Origin of the sequence: Taibaiella helva, from assembly GCF_003545695.1 — a bacterium.
GTDB lineage: Bacteria > Bacteroidota > Bacteroidia > Chitinophagales > Chitinophagaceae > Taibaiella > Taibaiella helva.
This window is the reverse complement of record NZ_QUZZ01000002.1, coordinates 1-17,910: the sequence shown is the minus strand read 5'-3', so window position 1 is coordinate 17,910 and position 17,910 is coordinate 1. Positions and strand designations below refer to the sequence as shown.

The 17,910-nt window shown below is 52.6% G+C and carries 14 protein-coding genes and 2 tRNA genes; 13 read left to right on the top strand and 3 right to left on the bottom strand.

The features are described from left to right. Positions 1–18: 18 nt before the first annotated feature. A complete protein-coding gene (mltG, locus tag DZC79_RS02810; protein ID WP_118950040.1) occupies positions 19–1,065 on the bottom strand; it encodes an endolytic transglycosylase MltG in 1,047 nt (348 codons plus the stop codon). 211 nt (positions 1,066–1,276) lie between these two features. Between mltG and miaB the strand changes: the two genes are divergently transcribed. Both miaB and DZC79_RS02800 read left to right on the top strand, forming a co-directional pair. Then, entirely contained in the window at positions 1,277–2,707 is a 1,431-nt protein-coding gene (miaB, locus tag DZC79_RS02805) for a tRNA (N6-isopentenyl adenosine(37)-C2)-methylthiotransferase MiaB (RefSeq protein ID WP_118950039.1), read from the top strand. Between the two features lie 77 nt (positions 2,708–2,784). After that, entirely contained in the window at positions 2,785–4,089 is a 1,305-nt protein-coding gene (locus DZC79_RS02800; protein ID WP_118950038.1) for a sigma-54 interaction domain-containing protein, read from the top strand. Positions 4,090–4,155: 66 nt separating this feature from the next. Here DZC79_RS02800 and DZC79_RS02795 read toward each other — a convergent pair whose 3' ends face one another. Further along, positions 4,156–5,265, bottom strand: a complete 1,110-nt coding sequence (locus DZC79_RS02795; protein ID WP_118950037.1) for a T9SS type A sorting domain-containing protein — start codon at positions 5,263–5,265, stop codon at positions 4,156–4,158. Between the two features lie 141 nt (positions 5,266–5,406). On the opposite strand from DZC79_RS02795, the gene DZC79_RS02790 reads away from it, so the two are divergent. Beyond that, on the top strand, positions 5,407–6,312 hold the full coding sequence (locus DZC79_RS02790) for a DUF2911 domain-containing protein (protein ID WP_118950036.1): 906 nt from the start codon (positions 5,407–5,409) through the stop codon (positions 6,310–6,312). 94 nt (positions 6,313–6,406) lie between these two features. On the opposite strand, the gene DZC79_RS02785 is transcribed toward DZC79_RS02790, so the two are convergent. Then, positions 6,407–9,193: a carboxypeptidase-like regulatory domain-containing protein gene (locus DZC79_RS02785; RefSeq protein WP_118950035.1), complete on the bottom strand. Its 2,787-nt coding sequence runs from the start codon at positions 9,191–9,193 to the stop codon at positions 6,407–6,409. A gap of 181 nt (positions 9,194–9,374) precedes the next feature. Here DZC79_RS02785 and DZC79_RS02780 point away from each other — a divergent pair, with 181 nt between their 5' ends. From DZC79_RS02780 to DZC79_RS02735, 10 genes are all read left to right on the top strand, one after another. After that, positions 9,375–10,469, top strand: a complete 1,095-nt coding sequence (locus tag DZC79_RS02780; protein ID WP_118950034.1) for a methyltransferase — start codon at positions 9,375–9,377, stop codon at positions 10,467–10,469. A 102-nt stretch (positions 10,470–10,571) separates the two neighbouring features. Beyond that, complete coding sequence (locus DZC79_RS02775; protein WP_118950033.1) at positions 10,572–11,810, top strand: NAD(P)/FAD-dependent oxidoreductase; 1,239 nt, start codon at positions 10,572–10,574, stop codon at positions 11,808–11,810. 39 nt (positions 11,811–11,849) lie between these two features. After that, entirely contained in the window at positions 11,850–12,164 is a 315-nt protein-coding gene (locus tag DZC79_RS02770) for a hypothetical protein (protein WP_118950032.1), read from the top strand. 17 nt (positions 12,165–12,181) lie between these two features. Further along, complete coding sequence (gene ribD, locus DZC79_RS02765; protein ID WP_232831743.1) at positions 12,182–13,321, top strand: bifunctional diaminohydroxyphosphoribosylaminopyrimidine deaminase/5-amino-6-(5-phosphoribosylamino)uracil reductase RibD; 1,140 nt, start codon at positions 12,182–12,184, stop codon at positions 13,319–13,321. Further along, positions 13,287–14,087 (top strand): class I SAM-dependent methyltransferase, encoded by an 801-nt coding sequence (locus DZC79_RS02760; RefSeq protein WP_118950031.1) that lies wholly within the window; start codon positions 13,287–13,289, stop codon positions 14,085–14,087. Before ribD ends, DZC79_RS02760 begins: the two co-directional genes overlap by 35 nt. Further along, entirely contained in the window at positions 14,088–14,681 is a 594-nt protein-coding gene (locus tag DZC79_RS02755) for an IMPACT family protein (protein ID WP_118950030.1), read from the top strand. 101 nt (positions 14,682–14,782) lie between these two features. Further along, positions 14,783–16,396, top strand: a complete 1,614-nt coding sequence (gene bshC, locus DZC79_RS02750) for a bacillithiol biosynthesis cysteine-adding enzyme BshC (RefSeq protein ID WP_157976869.1) — start codon at positions 14,783–14,785, stop codon at positions 16,394–16,396. A gap of 222 nt (positions 16,397–16,618) precedes the next feature. Continuing rightward, positions 16,619–17,308 (top strand): hypothetical protein, encoded by a 690-nt coding sequence (locus DZC79_RS02745; RefSeq protein ID WP_157976868.1) that lies wholly within the window; start codon positions 16,619–16,621, stop codon positions 17,306–17,308. A 191-nt stretch (positions 17,309–17,499) separates the two neighbouring features. Continuing rightward, a tRNA-Val gene (locus DZC79_RS02740) sits at positions 17,500–17,574 on the top strand. A 15-nt stretch (positions 17,575–17,589) separates the two neighbouring features. Further along, a tRNA-Val gene (locus tag DZC79_RS02735) sits at positions 17,590–17,664 on the top strand. Positions 17,665–17,910: the final 246 nt, after the last annotated feature.

Sequence of the window (17,910 nt, the reverse complement as noted above, 5' to 3'; positions counted from 1 at the left end):
TGAAATCAGCAGACGGCCCTACTGTACATTATTCCGGTTCAGCCATTCCCGGTATTTCTCCGCATTCTCTTCCTGCTCCTTCAGCGTAGCCGCATAGATATGGTAGCCCGGCCGCTGCGGATCGGCTACAAAATAAAGGAACTTATGCTCGGCCGGCTGCAGTACCGCATCCAGGGCTGAACGGTTGGGCATGCAAATGGGGCTCGGCGGTAAGCCCTTGTACTTATAAGTATTGTAAGGCGATTCGATGGCCAGGTTCTTATAATAAACCCGGTGGATCTTCCGCTGGAAGCCATCGGCCTTCTTCATAGCATAGATCACCGTAGGGTCGGCATCCAGCTTCATGCCGATCTTCAGCCGGTTGAGGTACAGGCCTGCGACACGGGGCTGCTCGTCCACCTTAGCCGATTCCAGCTGCACGATAGAAGCCAGGGTGGTCACTTCCAGGGGACTCATATTGCGTGCTCTGGCTTCTTCCTTACGACCCTCGGTCCAGTAGGCATCAAACTGTTGCTTCATGCGGTCCACAAAGGCCTTTCCGGAAGTGTTCCAGTGAAAGTTATAAGTATTGGGAAAGTAGAAAAAGATAAGCGCGGCGGTGTCATAGCCCCTGGCAAAATCCGCTTCGGTCATGGCTTTGACCAGGCCTGCAGAATCCGTTTCGAGGAAGGGGCCTACCTTACCGGCCAGCTCAAAGATGCTGGCATAATTGCCGATGCGGATGCTGATCTCGTCCTGGGCGCCGATGCGCAGCCGGTTGATCACCGAATTGTTGCTTTCGCCCCGGCTTAGGGTATAGCGCCCGGGCTTGATGCGCGCGCCGTACTTCTTTTGCCGGGCCAGCCATTCAAAGCTTTCCCTGTTTTTCAGAAAGGGTTTCAGGGAATCCAGCACCTGGCGGTAAGAAGCTCCTGTAGGAATATACAGCTTGCCGCTATGGTTAATATTGGGCGCCAGCCACCTGCTGTAATAGAAATAGCCGCCATAGCCGCCCGCAAGGAGCAGGAGGATCAGCAGTACGGACCAGTATTTTTTCTTTGGGTTATTTTTTCTCCTGCGCGACATGCCAAAACGCTTTTACGGCTATATTTACGATACCTGCGGCTGCAAAACGGGCCCGGCCGTCCTGCAAAACAGCGCTGACAAATATAAAGCCTTGCCCTGAAATATGGGCCTGTGACGAACGTATATAATAAAGATCGGGATATCCTATCGGGGTATAAACCTGCTATTTTGACAGTTCATTTTAGTAACTTTGCAACCTTAAATATTGACCATGCTTGACTTGCAGGAAAAAGTGATCCATGAAGCGCGCCAGGGAGAAGCCTATGCCCCCTTTGAAGGCGACCCGAACCCCTACCGGAAGAAATTCTACATCGAAAGCTATGGCTGCGCCATGAACTTCAACGACAGCGAGATCGTGGCGTCCATCCTGAATGATGAAGGCTTTGGCGCGACCCGCAATATGGAGGAAGCCGACCTGATCCTGGTCAATACCTGCTCGATCAGGGAAAAGGCCGAGCAGACTGTGCGCAACCGCCTCAATGTGTTCCGCGGCCTGAAGAAAGATCGTCCTGAGATGCTGGTGGGCGTACTGGGCTGCATGGCCGAACGCCTGAAAGCCAAATTGCTGGACGAGGAAAAGCTCGTCGATATGGTTGTGGGTCCCGATGCTTACCGCAGCCTTCCGGCGCTTATCAATGAAGCCGATGGCGGACAGAAAGCCGTGAATGTATTGCTGAGCCGTGAAGAAACTTATGCCGACATTGCCCCCGTAAGGCTCGATACCAATGGTGTGAGCGCTTTCATCAGCATTATGCGGGGCTGTAACAATATGTGCACCTTCTGCGTGGTGCCTTTTACCCGTGGCCGCGAGCGCAGCCGCGATCCTCATTCTATCCTCGCTGAAGCGCAGGACCTCTTTGCCAGGGGCTATAAGGAAGTCACCCTGCTGGGCCAGAACGTGGACAGCTATTACTATACCACACCGGGCAGCGAAGAGGAAGTGACCTTCGCCAACCTGCTGGCGCTGGTGGCGCAAGTAAGCCCGCAGCTACGGGTACGGTTCAGCACCTCGCACCCCAAAGACATTACCGACGATGTGCTGCAAACCATGGCCCGGTACGAGAACATCTGCAAATGTATTCACCTGCCCCTGCAAAGCGGCTCCACGCGTGTATTGCAGCTGATGAACCGTACATATACCAAGGAATGGTACCTGAGAAAAGTAGACCGCATCCGGGAAGTGCTGCCCGATTGCGCCATCACCTGCGATATCATCAGCGGCTTCTGTACCGAAACGGAGGAAGACCACCAGGAAACCCTGGCGGTAATGGCCTACGGTAAATTCGATCTTTCCTATATGTACGCCTACAGCGAAAGGCCGGGAACGCTGGCCCAGCGCCGTTATCCCGACGATGTGCCGGAAGAGGTGAAGAAACGCCGCCTGATCGAGGTCGTAGACCTGCAGCGCCAGCTATCACAGCAGAATTTTGAGCAGGAAGTCGGCAAGACCTTTACCGTGCTGATCGAAGCCGAGAGCCGGAGAAGCGACCAGGACTGGAGCGGCAGGAACAGCCAGGGCAAGGTGATCGTATTTCCCAAGGAGCAGTACGAACTGAAGAAGGGCGATTACGTTATCGTAAAGGTGCACAGCGCCACTTCGGGCACGCTCATCGGGAAGATCGAAAGCATCGTCGAATGGTAAAACCTGGCTGAAAGAGTAAACCGAACAGGGCTTATGCTCCTGCAGCAGGCCACTATTGCTAACCTTATAATCATTTAATGGATATTCAAAGCATCAAGAACAGGTTTGGTATCATAGGCAACGATCCCCAGCTCAATTATGCCTTACAGGTGGCCGAGCAGGTAGCCAATACCGACCTGAGCGTATTGATATTCGGAGAAAGCGGTGTGGGTAAGGAAGTTTTTTCCCAGATTATACACAACCTTTCTTCCAGGAGACATAATCCCTTTATTGCCGTTAACTGCGGTGCCATACCGGAAGGCACTATCGATTCCGAGCTGTTCGGTCATGAGAAGGGCTCCTTTACCAGCGCCAGCGATCAGCGTAAAGGCTACTTCGAGACCGTAAGCGGCGGCACGATCTTTCTCGATGAGATCGGCGAGATGCCGATCGGTACGCAGGCCCGCCTGCTGCGCGTGCTGGAGACGGGAGAATTCATTCGTGTAGGCTCGTCAAAAGTTTTAAAGACCAATGTAAGGGTGATCGCGGCGACCAACAAGGACCTGCTCACCCTTACCCAGCAAGGCAAGTTCAGGGAAGACCTGTATTACCGCCTCAATACCGTGCCCATCAGGGTGCCGGCCCTGCGCGAACGCCGTGACGACATTCCCATGCTGTTCCGCAAATTCGTGGGCGACTTCGCCGAACGGTACAAGACCCAGCCGGTACAGCTGGACGAAGGCGGACGGCAATTGCTGATGAGCTACGGCTGGCCCGGCAATGTGCGCGAGCTGAAGAATATTGCCGAGCAGATATCAGTTTTATCCAAGGACAAGACTGTAACCGCCGACCAACTGAGTGCTTTCCTGCCCAACCGCGAGAGCAGTACCCGTATGCCCGCGCTGACGCCGCATACCTCCAACCTCCCGGTACAAAGTTTCAGCGGCCAGGAACAGCAGAGCGGTAGCAGCACTACGGAGCGAGAGATTTTGTATAAGCTTTTCTTCGACCTGAAAAAGGACATGAACGACCTGAAGAAGATGATGTTCGAGCTGGCGCACCAGCAAGGCTATAACCCTTCGCCCGTGAGCATGCCTTCCGAGCACCTGGTGCCGGCTTATGAGTCCGCGGCCGCCGACAATGCCTTTAATACACCGGCGATCACCAATTACCAGGGTGGGGAAAAGAAGAGCAGTCCTTCCTTTGTGATCCATCACCCCGGCGACGAGGTCAACCATCATGAAGAAGTAGAAGAGTCCCTGTCGCTGATCGACCGCGAAAAAGAATTCATTATCAAAGCCCTTCAGAAGCACAAAGGCAAACGCAAAGATGCCGCGCATGAGCTGGGCATCTCGGAAAGGACCCTGTACCGGAAGATCAAGGAATACGATATTGAAGAATAGCAAAAGCGCGATCCAAGGATCGCGCTTTTGATGTTATCCTGTTCCGGGAATCCGGCGGCAAGCGACTTATTGTTTTACGAATTTAAAGGTTTCAAGGCCATTCGCACCGGCGGCCTGCAGCAGGTAGAAGCCAGGCGCCAGGGCGCTGATGTCCAGCTGGGCAGAAGCGACGTTATTTACGGTCAGGCGCTGCAGCACGGTACCAGCCAGGTTGATCACGCGCAGTTCATAAGCGCCATTGTCGCCTTTAAAGCTTACCGGCAGCACATTATTCACCAGGGTGGCGGTCAGGGAAACACGGCTTTGTGCGCCTTTTCCTTCTACCACAACGATCTTGCTGTATTCAGCAGTACCATCGCGGTCAACATTCCGGAGGCGATAGTATTGCGTAGCAGCACCGGCATTGTTATCGGTATAGCTGTAGCTGGCGCCGGTAGCGATATTGCGGGCATTTACCTTACCTACAGCTGCAAACTGGCTGCCGTCCAGGCTGCGTTCAATCTCGAAGTGGCTGGCGTTTTTCTCCATAGCGGTAGCCCAGCTGAGCTGAATACCATCGTTCCTGCGTGCAGCGGTGAAGTCGGTAAGGGTTACGGGTAATGGTGTTGAAGAAGTAATCAGGATATCATCTATACGGAAGCTGGAAGAACCGGAAGAACGGGTAAAGCTGAGGCTCAGCGTATTGCCTGCTGGAATAGCAACAGCTGGAGTTACCACCACCCAGCTGGAAGTACCGGAACCTGTAGCCAGCACAACAGGCAGGGCAACGGGTGCGCCACCATCCACTATGGCCTGAACAGTAAGGCCAGAACCATCTTCCGCGTTCACTGATTTTGCTACGCCAAATGAAACGGAGATGCCTGTGGCGCCAGTAATCGGAATATTGCTGATCTGGAAGTTCCTTCCATTGGTAGTTGTCAGGAAAACATTATTTGAACCGGAAGCTCCTGCATAGTTTGAAGGAGTCGTGGTACGCACGTCACCCGTTCCGGTGTAGGTGATAGAACCGCCTGAATTCTGGAAACCAGCATAGGCAGCTACCGTAGGATTGCCAGTAGCGCCGGTACCCATATTTTCAGAAAAAATAGTGATTTGGGCCTGGGCATTCATACCCAAAGCAACAGCTAAAACTGTAGCCACAAAGCCTTTTCGGGTTGCTGTGTACAATAATTTCATATCTCATTTTTATTTTGAACCACGAAAGTACCCCCCTGGTATTACCAAATTGTTTCCCATCTTTTATGTAATTGTGTTCCATCTTTAATGCAGTGCTTTTTTGTGGACAGGAGGTATTAATTTCGCAGCAAATTCCACTTTATGAAACGCATTTTTATTACGATACTTACCAGCGGATGCCTGGTATTCAGTACCTACGCACAAGACCTTAAGCTCCCCGCTCCCAGCCCTACCGCTGTGATCAAGCAGGATTTTTCCACCTCTTCCATCGAGATCAATTACAGCCGCCCATCCACACGCGGCCGCAAGATCTTCGGCGATCTTGTCCCTTATGGTAAAGTATGGCGCACCGGGGCCAATACAGCAACCCGCATTACCTTCAATGAAGATGTTTTCCTGATGGGCATACCGGCCGACAAGAATGCGGAGATGCCCGATATGGCGTCCGGCAAGCAATACCAGGTGGTTAAGTTTGCTATTCCCAAAGGCTCCTATGCGCTGTACACCGTGCCCGGCCGCAATGCATGGAAAATCATCATCAACAAGGGCATCGGCAACTGGGGCGTAAGCGGCTTCGATCCGAAAGACGATGTGGCCGAATTTATTGTGAGCACCGATAAAGTGAATGATGAAGTGAAATCCTTCACCATATCGCTTGACAACCTCACCGGCAACCAATGCGATATGGTGCTGAGCTGGGAAAACACCAAGGTTACTATCCCGGTAGTTGCAGAGAACGATCAACGCATTACCGAATACCTGGAAAAAGCCATTAACGAGCCGAAACGCCCCTACCAGCAGGCAGCCAACTATTACCTGGAAACCGGCAAGGATCTGAACAAAGCCCTGAACTACGCCAACAAGGCCATCGAAGAAAATAAAGAAGCCTTCTGGCTGTACTGGCTCAAAGCCCGTATCTACCAGAAGATGGGCAATAAGAAAGAAGCTGTAGCTGCTGCACAAAAGTCGGCTGCTATGGCTGCCGCTACTCCGTATGCAGATGAATACAAGCGTAACGCCGAGTCGATCGAGAAAGGTATGAAATAACCTGCTCAACATAAACAAACCATAAAAGAGAAGTCAAGTTTTTTAAAAAACTTGACTTCTCTTTCTTTTGTTATTCGTACCGGAGGCGCTTCTATTAAAACTTCAGACTTACATTCACGAAGTAGTTGGTACCGAAACCGTAGAAATATTTGCTGGGGAAACGGTCGGGGTTATTGCTATCGAAACGCAGCTGCTCGAAGCCGCCGGTCTGGATGCTTTTATTGTTCAGAATATTGTTTACTCCTACGTTCACGTACAGAAAGGTATTGCGGGGCAACCAGCGCATCGCCTTGCTCAGCAGGAAAGACTTACCGGCAAACAGGTCGACGGTGAAGGCCGAAGGCAATTTCTGTTGGTCAAGCACTTTATGCCAGGCATCGCTTTCCGGAGTCAGCAGGTCGACATTATCAGTAGTTCTGCGGCTGGGATTGATATCGATATAATTGCGGTCGAGCAGGTTGAAATTGACATTGGCATACCAGTAACGGGGCGAGCGATAGTTCAGACCCAAGGTATATGCCGATTGCGGACCGGCAGCTACATAATGGTTTTTCAGGTAAGCTGTGCTTGTACCCACCACTTTGCTGGTATCATTATCCAGGAAGATGCTGATATTGGGATTGTCTTTATAGAACACCTGTGCCCAGGTAGCAACGGCGCTTGCGGTAAGGCTGGGCGAGATCTTAGCCTGCAGGGCTACTTCACCACCAATGTGGCGGATATTGACATTCTGCATCACATAGTTCACGAAAGTGCGGTAATCTTCATGATAGAAGCGCATGATGTCGGTGCTGTTGTCGATATCGGTAGCAAAAGCCGTCAGACGTCCGTTGAACCTCGGCGAACGCAGCAGGTAACCACCTTCCACACTCTTGATCTTTTCTACCTGCGGATTATCGATCATCGAGTTGCGGGTTCTGGGTGAGAAAAAGGTATTGTCAAACGTGGGTGAGTTGGTCATTACCGCTCCATTCACGAAAAGGTAGTTGCGGCCGTTGATCTTATAGGTAAGGCCACCCTTAGCCTGGTAAGTAAAGAAGCTCTGGTTCTCTGACTTTCCGTAAGAATTATTGGGGAACAGACCATTTTTATATTTACCATCCCTGCTGAAGCCATCCGTACCAAGCCGCGCTGCCAGGAAGAAGTCCACCTTATTGTAGGTGAACACTGCCTGGCCCCAGGCAAAGCCTTTGGTGAAGCGGCTGGTGTAATCGTAGTTGTACTTATCGCCTACCCTTACGATCGCGTTGGGATTGTTCAGGTCTACCTGGTTCAGGGTATTGTTACCGACATAAGTCCTTTCGGCAAACTGGTTGAGGTTGACATAGTAGTCGCCGCCCAACAGGTCGAGCAGCTTGCGGTAGCTTTCTGTCTGCTGGTAGATAAAGCTGACGCCGGCGTAGATGCTGATGTGCTCGTTCAGGGCCTTTTGCAGGTTAGCAGCGAAGCTGTACTTGTTGATATCGTCACGGTCCTCTCCGATTACGTATACAGAACGGTGGCCGCTGACGCCGGGCATGCCGTCGGTGTTCATCCGGTTGGCGGCATACAGGCGATCCCAGTTGACCTGACGTGTATTTTCATCGTTCAACCATTTCTCACGGGTCTCTTCAGCGAGGTCGTAATTGGCGCCTTTGGGGGAGTTGATATAAGCGCTGGGCAGATAGCCGTAATAATCGGGCCTCGGATCCCGGGCATTGTACCAGTCGAGCACGGAATTACCGTTAAAGCCTGTCTGGTAGGCTGCCACGATATTCAGGTGTGTAGTGTTATCCGGGTTGTACTCATAGTTCAGCATGTACACCGGCTGATAAGAGTTATTCACCCTGGCATTGCGCTTTTTGCCGTCCTGGTAGCCCCAGTTGGGATTGTAAAAGTTGCTGCCGGCCAGGTCCATAGCTTCCTGTGTAGCAGGCATAGCCTTACCCCTCTTGGTGGGTGCGCCGAAAGTGGTAAAATGCAAAAGGCTTTTCTTGCCCAGCTTACGGCTGATCCCTAAATAATAAGAGTATCCGTCGTAGAAGGTACCGGGAATATAACCTTCATTGGCCCAACGCTTGGAACCGGATACTGAGATGGCCCATCCGTTCTGCATCATACCGGTACTATGGGTCACCATCAGGCGGTTGCGGTAAGTACGGTTGGAAAGCGAATAAGAGACACGGGTCTGCTTACGCTGCGCAGCAGCAGTTGCGTTGATGGAGCTGGAGCCGGTAAGGCCGCCGAAGCCGTCTTCTCCCGGCTGTAGGCCGAATACAACGGACTGGTTGCGGAACACATCGTTAAGGCCGCCCCACTGGCCGAAGAAGGCGGAGCCCATTTCGACGTCGTTCATCTGCAGGCCGTTCATATAAACTTCAAGCTGATCGCGGTTATAGCCCCTCAGCTGGTAACGCAGCGGCCCGAAAGTAAATGCGGCAGCGCTCATGAAGGGATCACGGGAAGCGGTCAGCACGCCGGAAATGCTTTGATCACTGATCCCATCATCATCAGCGCTGGAAGCGCTTTCTTCCAGAGCGATGGTGGGCAGCTGGCCGGCCAGGGGATTGGCGGCGGCATCGTCGATCTGTGCCGTAAGCGGGCCCAGATCGACCAGTTCTTTATCTACAGCGATTTTAAACGTATCGTTGATGGTATAACCGTTACTGATTACCATCATATAGGTGCCATATTCGACCTGGCTGAAGGTAAACTCGCCGTTGCCGTCAGTAGTGGTCAGCAACTTAAGATTGGGGATCAGCACCTCGAGCTCGCCAATGGCGTTCCTGGTATTCGCCGACAGCACTTTGCCTTTAACGATTGCCGTAGCTTTAGCAGCATTCTGCGCAATTACCTGCAAATGAAATAACAACGCGAAGGCACTGAGTAAAATAACTCTCATAAAATCATTTATATTGGGGTGCAAAGGTAAAAATTATCCCTGCCGGGCAGGGGTATCCTAAATTATCTTTCCATTAAGATATAAACAAAATGGAAATACAAATAATACCGGACACGCAGTTCACTTACCAATGCATGTCGGGCGTAAATCGTACTTTTGAGCCCTTATCTTGAAAACGTTCATGGAGACAACAAATATTCAGCTGAAGCCCCTTTTTGAAGAAGACAATGTACGCGCCCTGGAAGCGATCGACCGCGCACAGATGATCGCTTTTGCACCCTATGTGTGGGAAGCCTCCCGCCTGCTGCGGGACAAAGGCATCCTGCATGCCGTAGAAGCAGCCCGCAGCGAAGGCATTACGATAGCCGACGCTGCCGCACAAACCGGCATGTCGCCTTATGGAGTACGGATCCTGCTTGAAGCAGGTCTGGGCATGTCGCTGGTATACCGCAAAGAGAACCGTTATTTCCTGGCTAAGACCGGCCATATCCTCCTCAATCATGAAATGACGCGCGTCAATTTCGATTTTATGCGCGACGTCTGCTACAAAGGTTCTCCCAGCCTGGAAGCCTCCATCGAGCACAACAAGCCGGAAGGGCTGAAAACGCTTGGCGACTGGAATACCCTGTACGAGGGTCTTTCCAGCTTCCCCTCCCCCGCAAAGGAAAGCTGGTTGGCTTTCGATCATTATTATTCGGACAATGCTTTCCCCGAGGCATTGCCTATTGTATTCAATACACCGCCTGCCCGCCTGCTCGACATCGGCGGCAATACCGGCAAATGGACGCTGGCCTGCCTGGAATACAACGACCAGGTGCATATGGGCATTGTAGACTTGCCCGGGCAGCTGAAAATGGCAGAGCAGAACATCGACGCTGCCGGCTATACCGGCAGGGTATCTTACCATACGCATGATGTGCTGAACCCAGCCCTGGAGCTGCCCTCCGGCTACGATACGATATGGATGAGCCAGTTCCTGGATTGTTTTGCAGACGACGAGATTGTTGCCATACTGGAAAAATGCTACCGTGTGGCCGATGAGCATACACGTATTTTCATCAACGAGACCTTCTGGGACCGGCAACGCTTTGCTACTTCAGCCTTTGCGCTGCAGATGACCTCGCTGTATTTTACCAATATAGCCAACGGGAACAGCCAGATGTACGACAGCAAGGTATTCTACCAGCTGATCGATAAGGCCGGTTTCGATATCGTACAGCAGCACGACCTTATCGGGCTCAGCCATACGATACTGGAGCTGAGAAAAAGGCCCTGACCTGCAACCTCGGAGCGTATATACAATTGCCCATGCCCGTACGCCCGCCAATGAAAAACAATGCCTCTTTATTTACACCAATAATTGCCTACCGGCTTTTGTATGATAACAACAGACGTATTAGTGATCGGCGCAGGTCCTTCAGGTACTGTGGCCGCCGCCCTGATCAAGAAAGCAGGATTTGATGTGCGGATCGTGGAAAAGCAGCAGTTCCCGCGTTTTGTGATCGGGGAAAGCCTGCTTCCGCGTTGCCTGGAAGCCCTTGAGGAAGCCGGATTTATGGATGCTTTGAACGCACAACAATTCCAGGTCAAATCGGGCGCCAAATTTGTACGCAACGGCGAGATCTGCGATTTTACTTTTGAAAAGCAGCATACCGACGGCTGGCGCTATGCCTGGCAGATGCCCAGGGCTGATTTTGACTTTACGCTGGCCAATGAATGCGAGCGGAAAGGGATCCCCATCGCCTATAAGCACGAAGTGACGGCTATCGATATTGCCGAAGACGGCAGCAGCGTGACGACCATACAACCCGAAGGCGGCGAGCCTTACCAGATCAAGGCCCGTTTTATCGTCGACGGCAGCGGCTATGGCCGGGTGATCCCCAGGCTGTTCAACCTGGAAAAGCCTTCAAGCCAGCCTGCCCGCAAAACAATGTTTGCCCATATTACCGATCCCCGCAGGCTGGAACAGGAAGAGCCCAACCGCATTGTCGTCTATGTACACCGCGACGATTGCTGGATATGGACCATTCCCTTTGCCAACGGCAATACCTCAGTTGGTTATGTATCCAAACCCGAATTCTTTGATAAATATACCGGTACGCCCGAAGAGCAGTTCCGTGCGATGATCGCCGATGAGCCCGCGCTTAAAGAACGCTTCAGCAATGCCGGGCTGATCTTTGAACCAAGAGTGCTGCAGGGATGGAGCGCCACCACCGATACCTTCTGGGGCAAAGGCTTTGTGCTGACCGGCAACGTAACCGAGTTCCTCGATCCGATCTTCTCTTCCGGCGTAACCCTGGCCACCGTATCGGCGCAAACTGCCGCCAGGCTGGTGATCCGTCAACTGAACGGTGAAGCGGTCGACTGGCAGAAGGAATACACTGAACCGACCATGCAGGGCGTTAGTGTTTTCCGTACTTATGTCAATGGCTGGTACGACGGTACCCTGTTCAAAATATTCTTTGCGAAGAACAAGAGCGAGCAGTTCAAAGAGCAGATCTGCAGCGTGCTGGCCGGCTATGTATGGGATATGAGCAATCCTTTTGTCAAGACCCATGAGAAGGCGGTGCGGACCCTGGCCAACTATCTCGACAATGTGCCTGAGCACACTTCTTAAGCGACATTTAATTACCTTTGCCCTCATCAAACGAACAATATGAAACGATATAGCCTGGTTATCGCTGCAGCCCTGTTCCTGGCGGCTTGCGGCAATGCCAATAAAACAGAAGAGTCTGCGGCTGCTACCAGCAGCGAGCCTGCTACCAGCACGGGAACAAGCACTGCGCCAGCCTCCGCGCCGATAGCAAAAGTGACCGATCCGGTATGCGGCATGGAGCGCGGCGAAGAACAATGGACAGAGTTTGCGGCCAACGGTTCCGATACTACCTGGTTCTGCAGCCCGCACTGCAAAGAGACCTTCGAAAAGAATCCGGATAAATACAAGAAAGCAACCGAAGAAAAGAAAGGCTAGGTTAAGCGCTCCTCCGGATGATCCGGCCGCAAAGCTACCTGACCAGTTTACTGGATACAAAGGAGCTGCCCACCTTTCGGGTAGCTCCTTTTATATTGAATACCATGCCGACACACGAAGAGTACATGCAACGCTGCCTTACGCTGGCTGCCCTGGGTGCCGGCCAGGTATCGCCCAATCCTATGGTGGGCGCCGTGCTCGTGCACCAGGACCGGATCATAGGCGAAGGCTGGCACCGGGAATACGGGCAGGCCCATGCTGAAGTGAATTGCATCGACTCTGTAGCAGAAGCCGACCGGGCGCTGATCCCGCAAAGCACCATGTATGTGAGCCTGGAGCCCTGCGCGCATTTTGGCCGTACCCCACCCTGCGCCGATCTCATCGTGAAGCACCGTATCCCCCGCGTGGTGATCGGCTGCACCGATACCTTCAGCCAGGTAAGCGGCAGGGGCATTGCCCGGCTGGAAGCTGCCGGCATCGAAGTGATGCAAGGCGTGCTGGAAGCAACCTGTCGCCGGCTCAACCGCCGGTTCTTTACCCGGCAGGAACGGCAAAGGCCTTATGTCATCCTCAAGTGGGCGCAAAGCGAGGATGGGTTTATCGCACCACCGGAAGGCAGGCGCGTGATGCTCTCCAATACTTTTTCACAAAAGTGGGTGCACCGCATGCGCAGCGAAGAAGACGCTGTACTGGTAGGTTACCGCACCGCTTTGCTCGACGATCCGCAGCTGAACAACCGCTACGGATCGGGCAGGCAGCCCTTGCGTGTTGTTGTTGACCCGCAGCTGGCCCTGCCGGCTACCTTGAAGCTGATGGATGGCACACAATCCACAATCATCCTGAACCGGCTGAAAACGGCAGCACAGCCCAATCTGCAATGGCTACAGGTCGAAGCAGACGAGCCGGCCGCCTGGCTCCGGCAGCTGGTGCAGGTCAATTCCATCATCATCGAAGGCGGCGCCCGTACGCTGCAGCAGTTTATTGCAGCCGGCCTCTGGGACGAAGCCTTTGTGATACGGACACCACAGCTGCTCGGTGCGGGCACACCCGCGCCAACATTACAGCATGCCATCCGGCAGGACATCATACATCTGGAAACAGATCACATTTATCACTACGACAATGAACATACCACAAGATTATACCCAAACCAATAAGGACGCCTGGAACAAAAGAACCATGGTGCATATCGATTCCGAGTTCTACGACGTGCAAAAGTTCATGGAAGGAGCCTCCTCGCTTAATGAGACGGAACTGACCCTGCTGGGTGATATCAAAGGCAAAAGTGTTCTGCACCTGCAGTGTCACTTCGGTCAGGACAGTCTTTCGCTGTCCCGCATGGGCGCAAAAGTAACCGGTGTCGACCTTTCGGATCAGGCGATTGCCAAAGCACAGGAGCTGAATACCGCGCTGGGCCTCGATGCCCGCTTTATCTGCTGCAATGTTTACGATCTGGAACAGCATCTTGACGAGCAGTTCGATATTATCTTCACCTCCTACGGTGTCATAGGCTGGCTGCCCGATCTCCAGCGCTGGGGCAAGCTGCTGAATACGTTTCTCAAGCCCGGAGGACAATTTGTGATGGTAGAATTCCACCCGGTAGTGTGGATGTTCGACAAGGATTTCAGCAGGATCCAGTACGACTATTTCAATACCGAGACCATTATCGAACAAAGCACCGGCACCTATACCGACCGGAATGCACCTATCGAATATGAAGAGGTGAGCTGGAACCACAGCCTGGACGAGGTTTTCACCGGCTTGCTGCACAACGGACTTACGATTACAGGCTTCCGGGAATACGCCTTTTCCCATTACAACGCCTTCGCCGGTATGATACCGGCCGGCGACCGCAAATTCGTTATCGAACACCTGGGCCATAAGCTTCCCATGATGTACTCGGTAACCGCAACCAAAAAATAAATGCAGCTAACCTATAAGACCATTAGTGGCACAGCCTATGCCGAATTCAAGGACCGGGGCAGCAAGTTTCACGGCTATGCCTTCCCCGCCCGCAATGCAGAAGAGATCAAACAGCACCTGCAAGGCCTGAAGAAAGAGCATCCCAAAGCAGTACATCATTGCTATGCTTATCGCCTGGGTACCGACGGCCTGCAATTCAGAGCCAACGACGACGGTGAACCTTCGGGCAGCGCGGGCCGGCCTATACTGGGGCAGATCGACAGCGCAGGCCTTACCGATGTGCTGGTCGTCGTGGTCCGCTATTTCGGCGGCACCCTGCTGGGCGTGCCCGGCCTCATCAATGCCTACAAGACCGCGACTGCCGACTGCCTGGCACTGGCAACGGTAGTGGAAAAGAATGTAGAGCACAGGATCTCGCTGGAATATGATTATTCGCTGATGAATGAAGTGATGCAGGCGCTGAAGCAGAGCGATGCCACAATATACCGCCAGGACATGCAGCTGTTCTGTATCCTGGAGGCTGGCATACCTTTAAGCCATAAGGAAGCATGTTTGCAAAAGCTGGGCGAGATCAGGGGACTGGAGATCCGATAGCAGTATCGACTTCGCTTATCCCGCTATTAACGGACCGCTAACCCCTGTTTGCACATTTCCTGTTACATTTGCTGCCTGTCTTTAATCAAAAATACATTCACGTGGAAACCGTCTGTATACCGCACCAGGCCACTACTTTCTTCTCGGGGCTGAACACCGATTACCTTGCCGGCCATGAAGCGCTGGCGCCCTTTTACGCGTTCTCTCCCGACGATGCCGGCCTGGACCGTGCTATTACTGCCCGGAAGCAATTTCCCGTGAACAGGCAGGTGCTGGTCGAAACCCTTCGCCGCCAGTACCGTAACCATACTTTATACGAAGCAGTGAGCCGTAATATCGATGCGCTCGCCGACGACAATACCTTTACCGTATGCACAGCGCATCAGCCCAACCTGATGACCGGCTACCTGTACTTCATTTATAAGATCATCCATGCCGCAAAGCTGGCCCGCCACCTGGAAGCGCTGCGTCCCGAACACCGCTTTGTCCCTGTCTTCTACATAGGTTCCGAAGATGCCGACCTTGACGAGCTGGGCGTATTCCGATTCAATGGTATCCGTTTCCGCTGGCAGACCGAGCAGGCGGGCGCCGTGGGCCGTATGTCGACCAGGGACCTGCAACCTTTGCTGGATCAGCTGACCGCGCTCATTGGTCCTCCCGGCGATAATGCCGAAAGACTGAAAGAGATTATTTACAATGCTTACCGGCAACACGGCACGATAGCCGAAGCCACCCGCTACATTGTGAACGAGCTGCTGGGCCGTTACGGGGTTGTGGTGATCGATCCGGATGATGCCGCATTGAAACAGCTATTCGTCCCGGTATTGCTGGAAGAGCTTTTCCGGCCACAGGCGCATGAGCTCGTGCAACAGACTTCGCACGCCCTGGAACAGGCTTATGGCGCCCAGGCTTATTCCCGTCCGATCAACCTGTTTTATCTTAAAGACGACATCCGCGAGCGCATCGAGCAACATGGCGACGAATGGCGTGTATTGCGCAGCGACATCCGCTGGGACCGTGAAGCGCTCGGGCAGGAAGTGAAGGCGCATCCGGAGCGTTTCAGCCCGAACGTGATCCTCCGCGGCCTGTTCCAGGAAACCATACTACCCGACGTAGCCTTTATCGGTGGCGGCAGCGAAGTGGCCTACTGGCTGCAGCTGAAGCCGGCATTTGATCATTACCGCATTTTCTTTCCGGCCCTGGTCTTAAGGCAATCCGTGCTATGGATCGATGCCGCCGCTACGCAGCTGCAACGCAAGACCGGCCTGAGCGATGAGGAACTGTTCCAGCCTGCTGAAAAGCTGGTCCGCGCCTTCGTACATAAGCATACTCATAAAGACCTGCAGCTGGAAGACAACAAGCAGCAGCTGAATCATATCTTCGACCAGATCAAGATGAAGGCCATCAATATCGATATTACCCTGAGAGCCAGCGCAGAAGCCGCTTTGACCAAAATGCGGCACCAGCTCGATACAATGGAGAAGAAGATGATGCGGGCCGAAAAAAGGAATATGGCCGGGCAGCTGTCGCAGATCTACAAGCTGAAAAACCGGCTGTTTCCAAATGATTCGCTGCAGGAGCGCTATGATACCTTCATGCCTTATTTCCTCGAGCAGGGCAACACTTTTTTCGATACCCTAATGGACGCCACCCTGCCCTATGGCAACCAGTTCCTGCTGATACGGACAACGCAGCCGGAACCAGCCCTGGTATAAGCCTTCGCATGCTCATTCTTTAACAAATCATTGGCGACCAGGCAGCTGAAAAAGGCTACAGCAGCGCCATCGCAGGATTTCTATAGCCGCACTTTTCTCCTGTTTTCCCACGGATTTTGATCCTCCAGGGCTGAATATACATCGGGCATTCGTCCAATGGCCGGGAAGTCGTTAGTTTGTACTGCCAATAAAAACACGAATCACTTAAGTCCGTACTGCTTTATGACTACCACTATTATCATTGTCGCGGTCATGGTAAGCCTTTCCGTTGCTTACATTATTTTCATGAATGCCCGCAGAAAAAAACTGCTGGGCGACTACAACGCCGACAACCAGTACCATCGTGCAGCAGAGCTGTTACCCGCTTTAATGACCGACCGCCTGGACCAGATCAGGCAGCAGATGAACGGCAGCGTCATCAATGCTGTAACGGAATGCGCACATATCACTAATATCGGCCAGCAGGCAACATCAGCCGCGATTACAGCCGCCAAGACCGTAGCCTGGGCGGCTGTAGGCGTTAAAGCCAAATACCGTACCGCCGATCATGCGAGCTATCTCGTGCTGAGTGGCGACGACCTTCATTATGTGCTGTTCCAGGAAGGTGAAGTAAGAGATCATTTTGTCTTTGACCGTTATGAGCTGAGCACAGCTAAGATCGATCGCACTTCGGCAACAGATAAAGTAACCCGCATGGGCTCGGCCATGGGCCGCAAAACGCAGAAGATCACGCTTGACAAAGAGGGCAAGAAAATGGATATCCTGTTCTACGACCGTATTACCCGGCTCCCCGAAGGCCCGCTCTCGCCCTTCACCGGCAATGTGTTCAAGACCATGGTGGATTTCGAGATCATGGGCAAATACTTCAAAGAGCAGCTGGGCAACAAATATCCGCAGTTGCAGGCATCTTAATTCAAGACATTCATGATAAGCAAAGCAGGCAGGTCTATCCATGCCTGCTTTTTCTTACCCGCGGGGAAAGCGGCAACACATTAAGGAGAATATTTTTTGAAAATCAAGACAAAAAAGTTGGAAAATTAAGAACGGTCAATTACCTTTGCACTCCCTTCAGCAAACGAGCTGAGGCAGTTCTTAAAAATAACGGAAGCATAGCTCAGCTGGTTCAGAGCGTCTGCCTTACAAGCAGAGGGTCCGCGGTTCGAATCCGTGTGCTTCCACTACCCCGATTTGAAGGAGGCATAGCTCAGCTGGTTCAGAGCATCTGCCTTACAAGCAGAGGGTCCGCGGTTCGAATCCGTGTGCCTCCACTACCATCCCCCGTTACCACAATGGGGGATTTTTTTTGCCTGCTTTTACCGTCGTTCAGACAGCTACGCATCCAGACCAGCTTGCCCACGCTTTTGTGTGTATCATGGGATCAAGCTTTTTCTTTGGATCAATCGTAAAAGTTGGGGGGAGAAGATAATTAAGCATAGATATTTGCGAGCCTGAAGAGGAAGAAAGGGATGTCTCTTACACCCCTGGAAGAAGAACGGAAGGATTTAATTTTAGCA